This window comes from Micromonospora sp. Llam0 (assembly GCF_003751085.1).
Classification (GTDB): domain Bacteria; phylum Actinomycetota; class Actinomycetes; order Mycobacteriales; family Micromonosporaceae; genus Micromonospora_E.
On record NZ_RJJY01000001.1, the window covers coordinates 5,289,050 to 5,305,521 of the forward strand.

General features: G+C 70.0%; 16 protein-coding genes and 1 pseudogene. 7 read left to right on the top strand and 10 right to left on the bottom strand.

The genetic code is table 11. From position 1 onward, the window contains the following. Positions 1–558: 558 nt before the first annotated feature. The 4 genes and pseudogenes from EDC02_RS42850 to EDC02_RS23025 form a co-directional block, all read left to right on the top strand. Positions 559–792 (top strand): annotated as a pseudogene (locus EDC02_RS42850) (barstar family protein); the annotation flags it as partial. A gap of 28 nt (positions 793–820) precedes the next feature. Further along, positions 821–1,432, top strand: coding sequence for a DUF6183 family protein (locus EDC02_RS41810; RefSeq protein ID WP_233606241.1), 612 nt, complete (start codon positions 821–823; stop codon positions 1,430–1,432). A gap of 103 nt (positions 1,433–1,535) precedes the next feature. Then, positions 1,536–1,796 (top strand): type II toxin-antitoxin system Phd/YefM family antitoxin, encoded by a 261-nt coding sequence (locus EDC02_RS23020; RefSeq protein ID WP_123603746.1) that lies wholly within the window; start codon positions 1,536–1,538, stop codon positions 1,794–1,796. Next, complete coding sequence (locus tag EDC02_RS23025; protein WP_123603747.1) at positions 1,786–2,211, top strand: type II toxin-antitoxin system VapC family toxin; 426 nt, start codon at positions 1,786–1,788, stop codon at positions 2,209–2,211. The genes EDC02_RS23020 and EDC02_RS23025 overlap by 11 nt, the downstream gene beginning before the upstream one ends. A gap of 7 nt (positions 2,212–2,218) precedes the next feature. On the opposite strand, the gene EDC02_RS23030 is transcribed toward EDC02_RS23025, so the two are convergent. From EDC02_RS23030 to EDC02_RS23040, 3 genes are all read right to left on the bottom strand, one after another. Beyond that, a complete protein-coding gene (locus EDC02_RS23030) occupies positions 2,219–2,767 on the bottom strand; it encodes a hypothetical protein (RefSeq protein ID WP_123603748.1) in 549 nt (182 codons plus the stop codon). 182 nt (positions 2,768–2,949) lie between these two features. Next, complete coding sequence (locus EDC02_RS23035) at positions 2,950–3,360, bottom strand: type II toxin-antitoxin system VapC family toxin (protein WP_123603749.1); 411 nt, start codon at positions 3,358–3,360, stop codon at positions 2,950–2,952. Further along, a complete protein-coding gene (locus EDC02_RS23040) occupies positions 3,357–3,635 on the bottom strand; it encodes a type II toxin-antitoxin system Phd/YefM family antitoxin (RefSeq protein ID WP_123603750.1) in 279 nt (92 codons plus the stop codon). Before EDC02_RS23040 ends, EDC02_RS23035 begins: the two co-directional genes overlap by 4 nt. A 408-nt stretch (positions 3,636–4,043) precedes the next feature. Here EDC02_RS23040 and EDC02_RS23045 point away from each other — a divergent pair, with 408 nt between their 5' ends. Further along, on the top strand, positions 4,044–5,312 hold the full coding sequence (locus tag EDC02_RS23045; RefSeq protein WP_123603751.1) for an ATP-binding protein: 1,269 nt from the start codon (positions 4,044–4,046) through the stop codon (positions 5,310–5,312). 113 nt (positions 5,313–5,425) lie between these two features. Here the strand turns inward: EDC02_RS23045 and EDC02_RS23050 are convergent, their stop codons facing one another. Genes EDC02_RS23050 through EDC02_RS23060 form a run of 3 tightly spaced genes read right to left on the bottom strand, consistent with a single transcriptional unit; the run spans position 5,426 to position 7,701 of the window. After that, on the bottom strand, positions 5,426–6,154 hold the full coding sequence (locus tag EDC02_RS23050) for a hypothetical protein (RefSeq protein WP_233606242.1): 729 nt from the start codon (positions 6,152–6,154) through the stop codon (positions 5,426–5,428). After that, the gene (locus tag EDC02_RS23055) at positions 6,151–6,696 is read right to left on the bottom strand and encodes an RNA polymerase sigma factor (RefSeq protein ID WP_123603752.1); all 546 of its coding nucleotides are present in this window, start codon (positions 6,694–6,696) and stop codon (positions 6,151–6,153) included. Before EDC02_RS23055 ends, EDC02_RS23050 begins: the two co-directional genes overlap by 4 nt. A gap of 60 nt (positions 6,697–6,756) precedes the next feature. Further along, positions 6,757–7,701, bottom strand: a complete 945-nt coding sequence (locus EDC02_RS23060) for an acyltransferase domain-containing protein (RefSeq protein ID WP_123605070.1) — start codon at positions 7,699–7,701, stop codon at positions 6,757–6,759. Between the two features lie 219 nt (positions 7,702–7,920). On the opposite strand from EDC02_RS23060, the gene EDC02_RS23065 reads away from it, so the two are divergent. Further along, positions 7,921–8,184: a helix-turn-helix transcriptional regulator gene (locus EDC02_RS23065; protein WP_123603753.1), complete on the top strand. Its 264-nt coding sequence runs from the start codon at positions 7,921–7,923 to the stop codon at positions 8,182–8,184. Positions 8,185–8,191: 7 nt separating this feature from the next. Beyond that, positions 8,192–9,439, top strand: a complete 1,248-nt coding sequence (locus tag EDC02_RS23070) for a type II toxin-antitoxin system HipA family toxin (RefSeq protein WP_123603754.1) — start codon at positions 8,192–8,194, stop codon at positions 9,437–9,439. 16 nt (positions 9,440–9,455) lie between these two features. On the opposite strand, the gene EDC02_RS23075 is transcribed toward EDC02_RS23070, so the two are convergent. The 4 genes from EDC02_RS23075 to EDC02_RS41815 form a co-directional block, all read right to left on the bottom strand. Continuing rightward, positions 9,456–10,112 carry a hypothetical protein gene (locus EDC02_RS23075; RefSeq protein WP_148083570.1) on the bottom strand — a complete coding sequence of 219 codons (657 nt, stop codon included), beginning with the start codon at positions 10,110–10,112 and terminating at the stop codon, positions 9,456–9,458. A gap of 122 nt (positions 10,113–10,234) precedes the next feature. Continuing rightward, positions 10,235–11,533: a vanadium-dependent haloperoxidase gene (locus tag EDC02_RS23080; protein ID WP_123603756.1), complete on the bottom strand. Its 1,299-nt coding sequence runs from the start codon at positions 11,531–11,533 to the stop codon at positions 10,235–10,237. A gap of 177 nt (positions 11,534–11,710) precedes the next feature. Continuing rightward, the gene (locus EDC02_RS23085) at positions 11,711–14,014 is read right to left on the bottom strand and encodes an SEC-C metal-binding domain-containing protein (RefSeq protein WP_123603757.1); all 2,304 of its coding nucleotides are present in this window, start codon (positions 14,012–14,014) and stop codon (positions 11,711–11,713) included. A gap of 83 nt (positions 14,015–14,097) precedes the next feature. Continuing rightward, the gene (locus EDC02_RS41815; protein WP_233606243.1) at positions 14,098–16,458 is read right to left on the bottom strand and encodes a 2OG-Fe(II) oxygenase; all 2,361 of its coding nucleotides are present in this window, start codon (positions 16,456–16,458) and stop codon (positions 14,098–14,100) included. Between the last annotated feature and the right edge of the window lie 14 nt (positions 16,459–16,472).

The window sequence follows — 16,472 nt, forward strand, 5'->3', positions numbered from 1 at the left end:
TCTGACGGGTACGGTCGTGGGATGTCTCCGGCCGGAGGAAATTTGGAGGAGCCGCTACGACTCTCGGCGGGCGCGGAGCCGCTTCGGTGGCTACTGGTCGACGAAGACGCGGACGGGCCGGGCCGGGCGATCGCCGCGTGCGTCGACGTCGAAGGGCTGTTCGTCGACAGCCAGTCTCCTTCGCTGGCGGCGGTTCGGCCGACGGTGCTGGTCGGATGCCAGCCCAGGCCAGCACTGCGACGTGCACTCGACGCGCTGGATCGCGGGGCCGGCAACCCTGGTGGTGCGGCCTGGCGCCGCCGGATTCGCGCTTCCATCGCCAGCGTGGCAGACGACGGCAGCGCAACCCCGGTGGTCGGCGTCCATGTCGAAGGGGCGGTGACGGCGGTCCGCCCGTCGGCCCTCGGGAACGGATCGCTCGATGTCACCCTCGACACCCCCGTCACCAACCCCATGCCGTACGGGGCACGCCACATCTGGGATCTCTGGCGATCCGGCCGACCGACCGAACCCGGCCGATGGGCGGGCTACCCCCGCGATCTCCGACACCAGTGGACGATGACAGCGCTGGCGTACCACCGGCACGACGCCCCGGACAAGCCAGCCAGCACCACCTACGAGGTCGACGGACGGAACATCACCGACATCGAAGGCTTCTACTGCGCCATCGGTGAAGCGGTCAACGGGCCGGGCGGCTACTTCGGCGCGAACCCCGACGCGCTGCACGACTGCACCCGAGGCGGCTGGGGCGCGGCGTCGCCGTTCAAGCTGATCTGGCGGCACTCGACCGTGGCTTGGAAACACCTGGGCCGGCCTGACCGTGCCACCGACCCCACGTTCGGGCAGCCGATGGGCCATCTCGCCGCATTGGCGCCATCATCCGCTCGGCTGGCTACCGTCGTCGTTGACCTCGATCGAAGGACGTCCCAGCCTTCCCCGGTATCACATCGGAGGGGAAAGCCAGGACCTACCAGCCATGGCAGCGGAGCCCGTTCACGGGCACGGCCTTGTTCCTCGTTGGCAGGAGACGACCACATCCGACGAGGCGGTCCCGCTCAGCGCAGCGGTCGACAACTGGGCCGAAGAATCCAACGGCCGCATCGAGGCACGGACATTCGCGTTCGACGACGACCTCCCGCCCGACGCGGTCGGCGATGCACTGGTGAGCGTCGGCCTGGAGAGCGCCCAGGGCGTGACAACCGGGCTCGGCGCATGCTCGCCGCCGCAGGCGTGGCGGTCAGTTGCGGCGCTGGTCGGCGCTGCGCACGACGCACCGGTCGGTGACGTCGAGGCACTGGCGCATCGCTGCTCGTGGTATTCGTTCGCCGGCTCCACCGCGTGGTTTGACCGCATCGCCTGGGATATCGGTCTGGCGGTGGTCTCACCGGACCGGCGGCGACTGGCGGTACTGGCTGCGAGCGACACCGACTGATCCGCCGACCAGCGCCGATCAGCCCACGTTGAGTCGGTCCAGCATCGAAAGTATGAGGTGCTACCGCGTAGCACCCGGTGCCACCCCATGCTAGGCTTCCTGTATGGCAGCGGAACTCACCCAACGAGATCTTCGGGCGAAATCCGGACAGATCATGGATGCGGTTGAGCATGGTGAGTCGTTCATCGTCACCCGTAACGGCACCCCCATCGGTGAGTTGATCCCGCTACGTCGGCACCGGGTGGTGACCCGTGAGCAGTTCGCAGACGTGTCGGCGAACGCACCGGTCATAGATGCGGCGCGGTTCCGTGCCGACGCGGACAGCGCCATGGACGGTGGCCTCCGGGACCCTTATGAAGGCTGAGGCGCACGGCCTGCTCGACACCAACATCCTTATCCTGCGCCGGCAGATCGACCATGCCCGGCTGCCGGACACCATGTCGATCAGCACAGTTACCCTCGCCGAGCTGTCGGCTGGTCCGCATCACACCGATGATCCAGCCGAGCGTGCCCGCCGGTTGGACGTGCTCCAACGGGCCGAGTCCGAGTTCGATCCGCTGCCGTTCGACGCGGAGGCGGCACGGGCGTTCGGCAGAGTAGTCGCAGCCGTGCTGGCGGCAGGTCGCAAGCCGAGAGCACGGACGGCTGACCTCATGATCGCAAGTGTCGCCATCGGAAACCGCCTACCGCTCTACACCACGAACCCTGACGACTTCGCCGGTCTGGACACCCTGGTGACGGTGGTGGCGGTACCGCTTCCTGGATCGCTTCAGCTGTAGGGATCACTCAGGACCACAGGCAGGATTCGTCGGGCAGGCGGCCCACGATGAGGGGCGGGGCGGCGGTTTCCGACCGGACGTGGCCGAGCAGGCAGACGGGCCCGGCCCGGACGGCGTACAGGATCGCCCCCGCTGGGGCCGGGTCGGTGTACCTGGCTGGCCGTACCGCCGGGTCGTTGAAGCCGGAAGCGACCAGCGCCTGCCGGACCGCCTCCGGTGTGGTGGCCGGGAGCCGGCAGTGCTCCAACGGCCTGGGACAATCCGCGCCAAGCTCGCGGACGAAACCGTCCAGCAGCGCCTGCCGGCGTGGCAGCGCCGCTACCCGCTCGTCATCGGTCACCGGCGTACGCCGGCCGAGATCCTCGGCGATGCGATCGCAGTAGTCGTCAATGCTCGACGCCACCTGGGCACAAACGAACTGCTCGACAGCCGCAGCAGGCCGCTCATCCGGCTCGCTGGCCGACATGCTGGCCCGCACCAGCGGTACGGCGACCGCAGCCGCGCTGGCGACCACGAACAGCACGGCGATGGGTAGCCCAATCCGGACAGCCCGCATTGCGTCACCGTACCGCTGCCTGGCGACGCTGATGGAGCGACGGGAGACGTCATGGGCAGGCACAGGTCGCTCGTTGCCGCCGTACTGATCATGGAAGCCCTACCGGGCTACGCTGGCGCCTCGACCGCGGCGCCGGTCTGGACACCCCGGTAACGGTGGTGGCGGTACCTCGTCTTCGTGGGTCAGTTCTGGCCGGGGCTTGCTACGGGTAGTCCCGCTTCCTTGGCATGATCGAGCAGCCGCCGGTCGTAGGTGACGAAGGCAGTGAGTGCCGCGCCGGACTCGTTGGTCAGCACCTGGGCGGTGGCCAGGTGGATGGCGTCGAGGCTGCGAAGCGTCGGCTCGGCGAACGCGGCTGCGGTCGCACGGATCGTGCTGTCGATCTCCAGTCGGAACAGCCGTCCGACGGCAGCCGGCACTCCGATCAACGCTTGCGGAGCTGATCGGCGCAGCGCTCTGGGTACTTCCACCTCGACGAGAGCGGAGGAGACCAGCGGTACGTCGTCGTGCTTGTTGAGCCAGGCAACAAGGTCGGCGCTGCACACCTCCTGCCGAACCAGCTTGACGACGGCAGCTGAATCGAGATAGATCACCAGCGCTCCTCGTCGCGCATCGCGGCGAGCGAGGCGGCCACGTCCATGTTCTCGTCACCGAGCTTCGGCGGAAGCGGCACAGAGCCGCCGCCGGTGGGGGCGACAGCCCGCCCTGCCGCTACCAGCTTCGCCAACACCGACCGGTCGTCGCCTACCGGGACGAGTCGGGCGATCGGGTGTCCGCGGTCGGTGATCTCGACAGTCTCGCCACCACTCACCCGAGCCAACACCTGGCTCGTGTTCTGGTTCAGCTCCCGGACACCGATGCGCTCCATGGGTACGAGTGTAGAACTAAATGTTCTACGACTCCAGCTTCTGGCAGGGCCTGGCGACAGCAGGAAGCCGGATGACCTGGATTGAGAAGATCGGCGCCGTCAGCTTCGCCGACCTGCTCGCCAGTTGATGGAGAACGAGAAGCTCTTCCTCAACGCCGCCCGCACCAGCGGACCGGCCTTACCGCCGGACGAACTGGTCACAGACAGCAACGGCAGCGCCGGACTGCTGGTGCAGCGTATCTACCGAGTCACTGGATGGCGCACTCGCCCTGGTGGCAGTCGAGGGCGGCCACCAGGTGCAGGGCCGGGCCACCGGCCGACAAAGTATCGGCTGCGAAGCCCGCGATTGGCAGACTAGATCGCCTGCGTTTGGCAGAGTAACTACCCTGCACTTGGTAGAGTGACGGAGTGGTTGAGTATCGACGCCGCGTCCTGGACGGCACGCTGGACGAGCTCCAGCCGCATCTTCGTGCCATGTCGATCCACGGGCCGAAGGGCGTCGGGAAGACCGCGACGGCGATGCGACGAACCGCATCGGTCATCGATCTCAGTCTGGCCGCCCAGCGCGAGATCGTCACGGCCGACCCGTCGATCCTGACCCGCCTCCCGGGGCCGGTCCTGGTGGACGAGTGGCAGCGCCTACCCGAGGTATGGGACCACGTGCGACGCGCCGTCGATGCCGGCTCCCCGCCCGGTCACTTCATCATCGCTGGAAGCTCGGCACCACGAGGCGCAGTGGTCCACTCCGGTGCCGGGCGGATCGTGCCAATGCGGATGCGGCCGCTGAGCCTGGCCGAGCGGGCCATAGAAACGCCGACCGTGAGCCTGGCGGCGCTGCTGGCGGGCGACCGCGTCGTCGGCGGTACCACCAAGCTCCGGTTGACGGACTACGTCGAAGAGATCGTGGCGTCGGGCTTTCCTGCCATCCGCGCATTGCCGCCTCGGGTGCGTCGAGCGGAGCTGGATGCGTACCTGGACAACGTCGTGCAGCGGGAGTTCCCCGAGCAGGGCTACCCGGTTCGCCGGCCGGCCGTGCTGCGTGCATGGCTGGCCGCGTACGCGGCCGCGACATCAACCACGACGGCGTACTCGAAGATCCTCGACGCGGCATCCGCCAGGCTGGCGAACAAACCGGCGAAGGAGACCACCCTCGCCTACCGAGACGCCCTGACATCACTGTGGCTACTCGATGCGATACCGCCGTGGATTCCCAGCCACAACCACCTGGACCGGCTCGGCCAAGCGGCCAAACACCACCTCGCCGACCCAGCGCTGGCCGCCCGGCTGCTCGGGCTCGACGGCGCCGCGCTGTTGCGCGCCGAGCAGGGCAGCACGGACCTGTCCGGAGGCACGATCCTCGGCGCGCTCTTCGAGCACCTCGCCGCGCTGAGCATTCACACCTACGCAGAGGCTGCGGAGGCCCGAGTTGGTCATCTGCGCACCCGCAACGGCGATCACGAGGTGGACCTGATCGTCCAACACGCGGACGGCCGAGTGCTGGGTGTCGAAGTCAAGCTGGCCGATCGCGTCGAGGACGCCGACACCAAGCATCTGCACTGGCTCCGCGACCGCATCGGCAAGGAAGTGATCGATGGAGTCGTCGTGTACGCGGGCGAACACGCCTACCGGCGCCGCGACGACATCGCGGTCGTGCCGCTGGCTCTACTCGGCCCGTGACGGGCGATGCCCGCACGCCCGCACGCCCGAAACTGGCCACCGAGGTGACGCTGACGCACCTCAAAACGCGAGAATTACGTGCGTCAGCATCACCTCGGCGCACAGCCACATACTCACTCGCCTGGTTGTGGCCACAGGACCTTTGTCGGGTGCGGGCTGGGGCCGGTGTAGCGGGCTGAACCGAGCAGTCCGGACAGGGCACAGGACCTACCGTCGGTCGGCGCGAGATAAAACACCGTATACGTCGTATGGGTCGCCGGGTCGAAGTAGTGCGAGATGACCAAAACGCTGTTGTCGGGAAACAGCGCCGGCCGCATGACGTACCCGTCGGTGGAGATCGGCTCCCCGCTGGGACTCATGTTGTTCAAACCTTCGCCTGTCCGCTCCGTTCCCGCTGGATCGCAAAAGGGTACGGGACGACCAGGCCTCCGGGTTCGCAGCTCGGTTGGTACGCCGGCCCGGCGCAGGTCGGCGGCAAGACCAGCTGGATCATTGAGCCGGTCCCACTCCACGATCAACTCCACCGAGCCGTCGGAATTCGTGGTGACCGCGTACGCGGGGGTGGCGCCGCCGGGGCCGTCGAGCCAGATCGTCGACGCCGCGAGGGCCACCGCCACGGCTGCGGCGGCAACCCCGCCGAGCACGAGCCGCCGGTGCCGCACCCGACGAACAGCGGCGGTGGGCTGCCGCCGTACCGCTGTCACGCCGGACGGTTGCGCGGCGTCGGACCGGGGCTGAGCGAGGATGCCGGCCAGCATCGCCGCAGCCTGCGGCGACTCCGCGTCCACTCGCCAGTCGGCGACCGGGTCCGCGTCGCGCATCAGTCGGTCGGTCTCCATCATCGTCCTCCTTCGTTTGCCAGCGGGGAGAGCTCGGCGTCCGCCGGCCTCCGGGTCGGTGCCGGCTCCAACGCGGCCGCCAGCCGCCGCCGCGCCCGGAACAACCGCACCTTGTACGCGGTACGACTGCACCCCATGACGGTGGCGGCGGCGGTGGCGTCGAGCCCATCCCAGGCAGCCAGCCGAAGCGCCTCCTGGTCGGCTTCGGACAGTTGCGCCAGCGCGTGGCGTACCTGTACCTGGTCGACCACGACATCGGCGTGGTCGGCCGTGACCGTCTCGACGACCGCGCCCAGCCTGGTCGTCAGCCTCGCCTGCCGGTCCCGGCCCCGGATCTCGTTGCCGATCAGGTGCCGGGTCGTCGCGTACAGCCACGGCAGCGGGTCGGTGACCGGCACGTCCGGCAGGCGTCGCCAGGCGACGAGAAACGCCTCGCTGACGAGGTCCGGGGCACGTTCCCGGCCGACCCGGCGGGCCGCGTACCGCATCACCGCGCCGTAATGTCGCCGGAACAGTTCCGCGAATCTTGTCCGGTCGTCTTCCATACCCGGTCTGTTTCCGCCTCGGCCGTCGGGGTTACCGAGCCGGGCGGAGAAGAGCAGTGGTCAGATCGGGAAGCGGCCGCGGCGCCACTGCCAGTGGCGGCCGGCCCTCAGGTGGTCGATGACGGCGCGTTGCAGCACGGTACGGCGCGGTAGCGCGTCGAGCGGCGTGCTCAGGGTGCGGAACACGAACCGCAGCACCTCGACGTCGGCGTCCGGCCCGCCCTGCTCCTGGTACGGCTCCAGCTCGAACCGGCGCTGGAACCGGACGATGTTCGAGTCCTCCGGCAGATACTCCCGCAGTTGCGGGTCGAGCAGCCACGACCCGCAGGCGAACGCCGCGTACCGCTCGTCGGGGAAGTGTCGGGGGAAGAACGCGCGTGCCGCGTCGAGTGACGCGCTGACGGCTTCCGGGGTCAGCGGCCCCGCGTCGGGGATGTGCAGTTCGATGGCGCCGTCGCTGCGGTGGTGCTGCAGTCGGCCCAGCTCGTAGAGGCTGCCGCGCACGTGCAGGGTCAGCCAGGCCTGCATGACCGGCCAGCCCTCGCCACGCATCCGCCGATCGATGGCGAGGTTACGGCCCAGGTCCGCGAGGGTCACCCAGGACACGGCGTCGGCGATGCCGTGGGCGCGGTGGTACGCCCGGACGACGTCGACCAGGGCCAGGTACGCGTAGGCGTAGAGGTGCCGCCAGGCGGGTCCCCGGTCGCGGGGCAGCTCCGGGCCGGGTGCCAGCCAGCCGTAGCCGCCGAGGTCGGCCCGGACCAGGGCGATCGTCCGGTCGAGCAGCCAGCGCAGCTCCGGGGTCCACAGCGGTGAGTCGGGATCCGGCCAGCCGGCCATGATCTCGGCGGCGTCGTCCGGCCGCACCGCGAGCCGGTCCAGGATCGCGGGCGCGTCGGCCCTGGCCGGCAGCGGAGCCGACGGCCGGTCACCGGCGAGCCGGTGCACCCGTTCGACGTCCGCGACGGGCACCCCGAGCCGGGCGGCGGTCTCGTCCAGGTTCACCCGGATGACGCTACCGCCGCGGCCACCGGCGTCCGCGCCGGAGCCCGGCCGCACCGCCGTCGAACCGCACGTACGTGCGGCGGACGCCATCTGCTCGGCCCACATCATCCCACAAGGCAGCTGATCCGCACGTACGTGCGGAATAGGCTTTGCTGCCGCTCCGGAGAGCCTTAAACTGACCCCAGTCCGCACGATCGTGCGGTTTTGCTGAGGTGAAAGATGCGACAGGCCGAACCTGTAGAGAGCAGCCGGGAGCGCGACGAATTCGCCGACGCCATCCGCCAGCGTCGGCGCGCACTCGGGTTGCGTCAGGACGAGCTGGCCGATCTCGCCGGAGTCTCCGAACGGTTCGTCTACGCCCTGGAGAACGGCAAACGGACCGTACAGCTCGACAAGGTGCTTGCCGTGGTCTCGACTCTCGGCCTGCATCTGGAGCTGCGCCGTGGCGCGGGCCGCGAGATCACCACAGGGGAAGAACGGTGACGCTTCGATGACCCGACCAGGACAGGACGCCGAGCTCGAACACCTGCGTACCGTCGACCAGGCTGACGTCTTCAAAGCCGGCCGGTACGCCGCGACACTCACCCGCACTCCGGACGGCGTCGAATTCCGCTACCTCGACGACTGGATCGCGGCTGACGGACCGCCAGTCGCCACCACCCTGCCGGTGACCGCCGAACCGGTCCTGCGGCCGGGTGGCGCGCTACCCGCCTACTTCGCCGGGCAGCTACCGGAAGGCAGACGCCTCGGCGCCCTGCGACGCGCGGTGAAGACGTCCGCCGACGACGAGTTGTCCCTGCTACTCGCGGTCGGTGCCGACGCGGTCGGTGACGTGCAGGTCGTGCCGTCCGGGACCACACCGGCCGAGGTACCGGCGCAGGTGGCGATCGAGGAGATCGGCGCTGTCAGCTTCGCCGACCTGCTCGCCGAGTTGGGCATCCACGCGCAACGCACCGCGCTGCCCGGCATCCAGGAGAAGACCAGCGCAGCGATGATCAACCTGCCTGTCGCCCGCGCCGGTGAACGCTACATCCTCAAGCTCAACCCGGCAGAGTTTCCCCGGCTGGTGGAGAACGAGAAGTTCTTCCTCGACGCCGCCCGCACCAGCGGGCTGACCGTACCGCCGAACGAGTTGGTCACCGACGCGAACGGCAGCGCCGGACTGCTGATCCAGCGGTTCGACCGGATCACTGTGGATGGCGCGCTCACCCTGCTGGCGGTCGAGGACGGCTGTCAGGTGCAGGATCGGCCACCGGCCGACAAGTACCGGCTGGGAGCGGACGCGACGTTCGGCGCGCTGGCCTCCGTCTGCCAGGCGTCGGCGGTCGCCAGCCGCGACCTGATCCGTCAGCTCGCCTTCGCCTACCTCACCGGCAACGGCGACGCGCACGCCAAGAACTTCTCGGTGCTGCAAGGGCGAGACGGCGAGTGGCGGGTGTCGCCCGCCTACGACACACCCAGTTCCTACCCGTACGGCGACACGACGATGGCCCTGTCCATTGGTGGTCGCAGCGGCGGCGACTTCGGTGCCGCAGACTTCGTCGCTCTCGGCGACCGGCTCGGCGTACCGCCGCGAGCCGTCCACCGCATCCTCGCCGACCTCACCGAGCGTGCCGGCTCCTGGATAGGCAATCTGCCCGAACTACCCTTCGACAAAGGCAAGGTCGCCAAGCTCCGCCGAGTAATCGCCTATCGACTGCGTCGCCTGTCGACCAGACCCGCAACCAAGCCGAGGTGAGGGCCGCCTCGAGATGTCAACGCCCGACCCGCTGCTCGATCTCGTCCACGAGCCAGCTGCGGCGTCCCACCACGGCACCCACCGCCGCCAGCAACGCCGCCAGCTGCGCCAGGGCGGCCACTGCGACGGAGACCTGTTCGATGCCCGACAGCGTCCGATCGCGTTCCACCGGCTGGACCCACTGGCCGGGCACCGCGGAGACCTCGATTCGCTGGCCCTGTTCCAGCTGGCCATGCGGCCAGCGGTACAGCCATCCCGGCTCCTGCTCGTCAGCTCCTGCGACCGCCACCCGGTACACGCATGACCCGGGCTCGGGCGGACACTGCACCTCGACGACCGTGGCTTCGGCCGGCCGCCCGAACATCAGGTGCATCAGCATCGCTGATGATGAGCACAGGGCCGCCGCCGTGACCAGTCCGCAGGCGCACACCACCGCCGCCATGGGGAAGTTCTCTTTGAGCAGCCCAACGGCAAAGATCGTGGGTAGTAGCAGGGTGGCCGCCACGAGGGCGGAGGTCATCGGCGCGGCACTGGCCGACGAGGTGAAGAGTGCGGCCACCACCGTGATCAGCAACCAGACGGCCAGCGCGGCCCACGCCGACCAAGCCATCACGGTCCGGCGTCTATCGTCCTCGTGCCGCAGCTCGCGAAGCCCTCGTCTGGTTTCGCGCATCCACGCTCGCCGCTCCCGGCGATCCCTCCACCGGTCGGCGCCGAAGACCGACTGAGCAAGCCAACGACTCCACCAGCCGTACATGGCTCCACGGTAGGAACGGCCCGCCACCGTTGGTCACGTCACCCGCCGTCCTCCCCCTGCCTGAGCGGCTGGAAATGGTGTCGGGCGATGTATTCGGCGACGGCCTCGCCGAGTCGGGCACCGTTGACGTCGGCACTACGGAAGTGGATGCCGCCCCAGATGCGCGCCTCGACGACCTCGGCAGTGGCCTGCGAGAAGCTGTGAAAGTGTCTTCTGGTGCCGGTGTCGACGCTGTAGGCGCTGAACGGGATGCGGTCGGTACCGAAGAACAGCCGGTTGGCCGCCATCCGGGCACCAGTGCCGCAGGTATTGCCGGACGGGTGGTCTGGCTGGGGCGGGGTGATCAGCAGCGGCGTCCAGTCCGGGTCCGCCGTGGTGTGTGGGTTGCCGTCGGTGTCGGCCAACTGGATGGCGGTGATCGGCCGCCAGAAGCTCCAGTTGTCCCGGTCGTCGTTGCAGGCGACCGCAGCGTCCGTACCGGTGATGTCGACCATGGCGAACAGCCGCGCTGTCTGCAGCACGTCCAACCGCTGGCTGGTGGCGAGCTGCCGTTTGATCTCCCAGCTGGGGGACCGCCGGTCGTGCCACCACCGCGCGGCCTCGGTCTGATCGGCGGTACGGACCGTGCTGGTCGCCGAGCCGATCCGCTGGATCTCGTTGACGTCACGGGCGTAGGCGCGACTGGTCAACGCGGGCGGCCCGGCGGTCCGGAACGCCGCCGGGTCGGGGATCAGGAAGGGTTTCAGGTCGGCGAACCAGGCCCCGGCGTTGCCGAAGCCCGGGGGTGTGGGCCGCCACTGGCCGGGCCCGGTGCCGACCGTCCACAGCTGGTCCCCGAACGCCCCGTCGTCGTGCCGGGCGACGATCATCGCGGCGGCGGTCTGCTCGCCGATCGCCATCCCGCCCCGCTTGGCCCGGCCGTCGGGAATCCCGGCGAGCCACTGCTCGTACTGTGCCTGTAGCCGCTGCTGCTGCGCCGGAAACAGGGCCTGCAGCACCCGGTGCGCGGCGGCACCGACGGCGGCGTCCGTGGACTCGAATCCGCGGGATCGCGGCGCGACCAGGTACGGCTGGTACGGCGTCCCGGCGATCGCGTTCACCGCGTCGTAGACCGCGCCACTGACCATCGCGAAGCTTCGCCCCGACACCTGTGCCGGCTGCTGACCGGCGACGTCCCAGATCGCCGTCTGTGCGTTCGCGTCCCACACCACCACCGCGTTGAGCGGGGCGCCCGGAGTGGATACCGCTGCCGCTGGCGAGCCGACCGCCGCTGGTGCCACCAACGCGAGCACTGCGGCGGCAACCACACCACGGCGATGCAACAGATCTCGGCCCATGCCTGACCTCCCTGGCTGGATGCGCCGACAGGTCAGGCCCGAGCTGAGGAGTAGCCGGGGCCAACTAATCGACTGCCATCTAAGCCAAGGTAGCAACGGGAGGCTTCGACCGGCAATGCCCCAATATTGATCATTTTAACCATGTCACAGTCATTGTTTCGGCCCGACACGGGTGTCTCAGTATTCGTCCTCGGGATCCACGGTGAGCCGGTCGCGGGCGGCCGCGTGGAACCTGGTCGTACCGAGGCCGTGCTCGACGGCGAGTTCGGTGAGGTCGCCGAGCAGATCGTCATCCGGGGCGGCCCGGTCCAGGTAGTCCATGGTTTCGCGGGCCAGGTCGGACTCCAGGTGCCAGAGCTGGTCGCTGATCGCGGTGAGCGCGGCGGACCAGGCCGCAACGGACTGACTCGGCGCCAGTTCCCACGCCTCGAGCTCGGCGGCGAGAATCCGGTGCCGGTCGGCCGGATCGGACACCCGCAGCGGCTGCTCGGTCAGTTGCCCGGGTCGCGCCACCGGGACGGCGGTGGTACGCAGCGCGAACGCCCGCCGCAGGTCTTCCCCGTCGGTGGTGGTCGGCGTGATGTCGCTGAGGTAGCCGCGGGCGGCCGCCCGCTCGGGGTCGGCGTAGGCGCGGTCGAACGCCTCGTCGATCTCGGCGATCCGGGCCGTCAGCACCTCGACAGCGGCGGCGGGTAGGCCCTGCTGCTCGGCCGCCCACCCGGCCCAGGCGGTGACGGCGGCACCGAGCCCGGCCCGCTGGGCAGGGGTCAGTTCGAAGGTACGTGGGACGTGTTCGCCGAGGACGTGTCCGAGCCAGACCGGCCCGATCCGGGTCGGCGCCGAACCGTCAGTCCCGGTGGAACCGGCCAGGACCTGCGCCCAGAACCGCAGGACGTCGCCGTCGACGCCCGGCAAGGGTGCGGTGGCGGCCAGGAACCCGTCGACCGCCGCGGCCCGGTCCGCCCGGGTGTGGCGGGCCGGCTCGACCGGTTCGGGCTGTGGGAGCAGGTCGACCCGCTGCGCCACGATCGGCAGCCAGGCCCGGCTCTCGGCCGGCAGGTCAGGATTGACTCGCCGGAGCACGCCGGCCAACGCCCCGGACGCCCACGCCAGGGTGGTCTCTTCCAGGATCACCCGGCCGGCGGCGGTGGCGGCGGATTTTTCCAGGACCTCCCGCAGCGCGTCGACGCTTCGAGACAGGTGGACCATGCTGACCGCGGGGGTGGGGCAGGTGGCGACCTCGACGAGGATGCCGTGTTCGGCGGCGTCGCCGACGTAGCCGAAGGTCACCAGCACGGCCTCCTGATCACCAAAGGCGTCCCGGTAGCGCCACGCCCGTCGTGGGTCCACTTTGCCGAGCCGCTCGGCCCACGCCGGAAGCGGCACTCCATGCCGGGCCAGGTCGGTCAGCGCCTTCCCGGTCGCCAGGCCGGGCATCAGGTGGTTCACGGCGGCGACGAACGCCGCGACGTGCGGTTTCGGCCGCCGGTTCGCGATGGAGAGCGCCCCCATCGCCAGCCCGAACGACCCCGACGGTTGGGTCTGGTCGAACCTGGTCAGCAGCTGCGAGGTGTGGATCTCCACGTCGAAGGGGTCGGCCCGGTCGCCGAACTCACGGAACCCCTCAGCCTCGGCCTCGACCACGTCGGCGCTGGCCTCGGCAAGTTCCATCAGTCCGTCCATCGCCTGCTTGACCTGGTCGGCGACCGGCTCGGCCGGCCAGCTGCCGTCACCCGCCAGGACGGTGAACGTGTTGCCGGGTCCGCCGGGCCGGATCTCGTCGAGGGTGGCCGTGTGGCGCCACCTCCGGCCGTGGCCGTGGTAGTAGTCGAACTGGTCGCCGAGTTCGGTGGCGATCGACACCAACCGTTCCCCGTCCGCCGGGACACCACGCTGGCCCGACCCGGGCGCGACGATCGTGTACTCGTCGGTGCGGAAGGCGTACGACCCCTCACCGGGCAGCTCGAAGGCCTCCTGAAGCATCCGGTGGGCCCGGTCCAGCGGGGTGTTCGACGGGATGGCGACCCGCCTCCACACCCGCTGCGCCACCCCGTCGAGCTCGACGGTGAGCACCAGCGACGCCGGGTCGGCCGGTTCGACCGCCAGGAACGACGGTGCCGCGCAGCACCTCTTGTACTTGCGGCCGGAGCCGCACCAGCACCCGGCGTTGCGCTCCGGCGGCCAGGCGACGGTGTCGGCGCCCTGCTCACCGAGCCAGCCCACGAAACCCAGCCGGGTCTGCCGGCTGGTCGGATCCTGGCCGGTCTGTTCCGCGTACGCCAGCAGGCCGGGCACGTCCAGCGCGACGATCCGGATCGGGCCTCGGCCGTCGGTAGACAGGGCCTGCAGCTGCTGTTGGATCTCGCGGCGGTAGTCCGCGTGGTCCCGGTAGTTGGTGGCGTCCAGCAGGCCGCGCTCCCACGCCTGCTCGTAGGCCGAGGGTGGAAAGTACGCCATCTGTCGGACGGCCGTGATCGGCATGCTCGGGTCCTCGTAGCTGTTCGGAGTGGTCGGGGTCGAACCGGCTCGGGCTGGCCGGCCGGCTGAGCGGCCGGCCGGCTCGGTCAGTGGGTGAGCCAGGCCAGGTCTTCCTGGGCGCGGCGGCGGGCCTCGCGTTCGCGGTCGAAGAGCGCGTCGGTCTTGCGCAGCACCAGAGTGTACGGTCGCCCGCTGCGCCGGGTCTGATGGTCGACGGGCAGGTCGGCCTGGTCGATGCGGGAGTGGACATGGCGGCGGCGCTGCTCGGCCAACGGCCACTCGAAGGTGCGGCGCGCCGGATCGCCGAGGAACGCCACCAAGGTGGTGCACAGCTCGCAGTCGCATCCCTTGGGCAGTTCCACCGACCAGTCGTCGGCGGCCCGAACTGGCCGGGCGAGCTGCTGCTCCAGTCGCCGGGCGACGTGCGCGGTGAGGGTGTCGAGGCCGGTCACCTGCTGCCCGGCCTGGTCCGCTGCGGTCGCGTGGGTGGCCTGCCGGTCCGCTGCGGTCGCGCGGGTGGCCCGCAGTGTCGACATCGCGCAGCCAAGCACGTCGTCCTCGTCCCGGCAGAGGAACTCGACCGCCGGGTCAGCCAGGTCCGCCGTACCGAGGCTGGCGGCACCGGCCAGGACGACGGCGATCTGCGGCCCCAGGTCCGCGAGATACTTTCGCCGGTCGCGGGCCGCCGGGTAGGTAAGCATTCCTCGGGCCCGGCCGTGCAGTTCGGACCAGACGCCGGCCACCAGCAGCCGGCCGACCAGCACACCCCCGGCGTCGGGGGCGGCGCGCAGCGCCGCGCACATCGCGGGCAGTGATGCCAGCCAGTCCGGGGTCTGCTTGTCGAACAGCGGCGCACGGGTCAGCCAGTTTCGGCCGAACCAGCCGTTGACCCGCTCCCGGGTCCAGGACTCGCCGTAGCGGGTGGCGAGGCGGGCGAGCGCCGGGGCGTCGGCAGTTGTCAGCGTCTCCACCCGCAGCGGCGCCAGCAGCATGGCGGCCAGGTCCGGCTCGTCGAGCTCCCAGGCGACCGCCAGTGCCCGCCCGACGACAAGCTCACCGGCCGCCGGGGCGACCCGCCAGAACGAGGCGAGCGTGGCAGCGCTGCTCCGCGCACCGGCGACGTCCCCGGCTCGCAGCAGATCGGCGAGCCGGTCGAGGGCCCAGCCTGGCGACGCCTGCGCACGGATCGCGAAGGTCCACCGACGCGGCCACACGACGATCGCCGCCCGGCGGTACCACCGGTCCAACGTATTGCCGTAGTTGCCCATGTACCCCTCGTACTCCGACGACTGGGGCGACAGGTTCGCGGTGGGCGTCGTGGCACACACCTCGTCGTCGGAAATCCGCAGCGATGTGGGCACCACCTCGCCGGACTCGTCCAGCCAGCAGTCGAGGGTCATCGACGAGTCGATCAACTCTTCGAGCTCGTACTCGCCCGACCCGCTCCCGCCGGTGGGCTCCTCTTCGTCGTATCGATACCGACCGTATCGACCCCGGCCCCGGCCCCGGCGGCCCCATGACTCCTCGGGATCGACGGCGCTCCAGGTCTCCTGCAGCTCCACCAACGCCAGGGTGACCTCACAACCGGCAGCCTGCGCGGCCGCCCGTACCGCTGCGGCGCGTCCGACGTCGTCGCCCTTGAGCCGGTCCCAGCCCAACGCCCGCTGGGTGTACTCGTGATCCAGCAGGTAGACCAGCCGGGCGGGCTCGTCGGCCGGTCCCGCGAAGTGATCGTCCAGGCAGCCGGCCAACTCGGTGACCAGGTCCTGACCCAGCGAGCCAGCAGCCGAAGCGACCGGATCACCGGCGAGCAACAGGTTGTAGGTCAACACGATCCGGTGACCCGACGTCACCGGCGACACCTGGTGCCGACAGTCGGCGTAGAACGCGACGAAGGTCAGCTCGTCCGGTGACGATTCGTAGCTCTCGGTCCGGCCGGCGTGCTCGATCGACAGCACGCCGCCGGCCGACTTCGACGGCAGCGTCACCACCAGGGTGCCGATCATGGCGTCGGCCTTCTCCGAATCCTGATGTGGCGCGAAGAACTGGCCGGGCGCGTACACCAGCATCGAGTGCGGCTCGGCTACCAGCTCGCACCCCTGCGGCAGGCCGAGGTCGGCCCGGAGATGGTCCAGCATCGGGTGGAGCGTTTCGCGCCACCGCTGTTCGTCTATGTCGACGAGGCTCGTCGGGATCTCCCACGTGTCGCGGACCCCGGCGTCCGTCAGCGTCTGCTCACCCTTGCCGAACCTGGCCGGCCGGCCAACAGAGGACAACTGCTTCGCCTGCTCGGCGGTCGCCGGCAAGACGATCGGCCCGACACCGCGCACCGCAAGCCTCAGACCATCGGGCGACGCGGTACGACGTGCGGTGAACGGCCCCGGGGGCACCGCGACACCCAGTAGCGCTTCGAATCGGACAGTTGGGGCGACAATCGGCGCAGGCACGCGCAGACTCTAGG